We start from the raw sequence: 1,809 nt of genomic DNA, 5'->3' as shown, positions 1-1,809 counted from the left end.
GTCCGGCGGGGCGCCGAGCTGGCCGCCCGGCTGCTGCGCACCCACCCGGTGCCGGCCGGCCCGGTCGCCGTCGACTACCTGGGCCGCCGGCTGGGGCTGGCCGCCGCCGTCGACCAGGCCGACCGGCTGGAGCTGCGGGTGCTGCTCGGCGCCGCGCTGGCGGCCCGCAGCGCGGCCGTCCGGCGCCCGTTCGCCGAGGTGCTGTCCGTCCCGGTGGCCGACCCGGCGGCGGACGCGCTGCGCTGCGAGCTGCTGGACACCCTGCTCGCCACCGAGACCGACCCGGTGGTGCTGACCGCCGCCGTGGAGCGGCTCGCCGAGCACTGCGCGGCCGAGAACCCGGCCCGGGCCCGGGCGGTGCTGGCCCGGGCCACCCCGGGGCTGCCGGACGCGGACGGGCTGCTGGTGCGCTGCGCCGGGCGGTCCGCGGCCTTCACCCGGCTGCTCGCCCGGTGGCCCTCCGGCGCCGCGCCGACCGCCCCGGACGGCCCCCGGCTGGCCCGGATGCGGGCCCTGGCGGCGGCCGGACGGGACCCTCGGGACGCCGCCGTCGAGGCCGGACGGGCGGTCTCCGGGCGGGGGGCGGAGCCCTCGGGGGGCTCAACCCGTATTCCGGTGCCTGAGCCGGGGCAGGCGCATGGCACGCTATAGGGGTTCGGGTTTTGAGCGTTTGAGCGTACAGAGGGTACGCGCCGTACGGAACAAGGAGCGGTCAGGTGCAGCGCTGGCGTGGCCTGGAGGAGATCCCCGGTGACTGGGGACGCAGCGTCGTCACCATCGGCTCGTTCGACGGGGTGCACCGCGGGCATCAGCTGATCATCGGGCGGGCGGTCGAGCGGGCCCGCGAACTCGGCATCCCGTCGGTCGTGGTGACCTTCGACCCGCACCCGCGCGAGGTCATCCGCCCGGGCAGCCACCCGCCGCTGCTCGCGCCGCACCCGCGCCGCGCGGAGCTGATCGCGGAGCTGGGCGTGGACGCGGTGCTGGTGCTGCCGTTCACCACCGAGTTCTCCCAGGAGTCCCCGGAGACCTTCGTCCGGCAGGTGCTGGTGGACGCGCTGCACGCGCGGATCGTCATCGAGGGCCCCAACTTCCGCTTCGGGCACCGGGCCGCGGGGGACGTCGCGCTGCTCGGCGAGCTGGGCCGGGCGGACGACTTCGAGGTCGAGGTCATCGACCTCCAGGTGTGCGGTTCGGCCGGGGACGGCGAGCCGTTCTCCTCCAGCCTGACCCGCCGGCTGGTGGAGACCGGGGACATGGCCGGCGCCAACGAGGTGCTGGGCCGCCCGCACCGGGTCGAGGGCGTGGTGGTGCGCGGCGCGCAGCGCGGCCGCGAGCTGGGCTACCCGACCGCCAACGTCGAGACCGTGCCGCACAGCGCGATCCCGGCCGACGGCGTGTACGCGGGCTGGCTGACGGCGGACGGTGAGCGGATGCCGGCGGCGATCTCGGTCGGCACCAACCCGACCTTCGACGGCACCGCGCGGACCGTGGAGGCCTACGCGATCGACCGGGTCGGCCTGGACCTGTACGGGCTGCACGTGGCCGTGGACTTCCTGGCCTACCTGCGCGGGATGGAGAAGTTCGACTCCATCGACGCCCTGCTGGACCGGATGGCCGACGACGTCAAGCGGGCCCGCGAGCTGACCGACGGCGTCTGAGCGCCGCGACGGCGGAGGCGCCGGAACAGCGGAGGGGGGGGGCCCCCCCCGGGGGGGGGGGGGGCCCCCCCCGGGGCCCACAGGGGGGGGCGGCGGGGGGGGGGGGGGGGGCCGGCCCCCCCCCGGCGGGCCCCGCGCCCCCCGCCCG

The 1,809-nt window shown here is 77.8% G+C and carries 1 protein-coding gene and 1 pseudogene; both read left to right on the top strand.

Annotated features, from left to right (window positions below; all coding sequences use genetic code 11):
• Window positions 1-651: pseudogene (locus tag ABZW03_RS40425) on the top strand (hypothetical protein); the annotation flags it as partial.
• A gap of 65 nt (window positions 652-716) precedes the next feature.
• Window positions 717-1,661: a bifunctional riboflavin kinase/FAD synthetase gene (locus ABZW03_RS40420; protein ID WP_355269819.1), complete on the top strand. Its 945-nt coding sequence runs from the start codon at window positions 717-719 to the stop codon at window positions 1,659-1,661.
• Window positions 1,662-1,809: the final 148 nt, after the last annotated feature.

The sequence above is a fragment of the Kitasatospora sp. NPDC004799 genome (genome assembly GCF_040609095.1).
Lineage (GTDB): Bacteria > Actinomycetota > Actinomycetes > Streptomycetales > Streptomycetaceae > Kitasatospora.
Note: the sequence above shows the minus strand (reverse complement) of the source record. Positions and strands in the feature narration are given on the sequence as shown.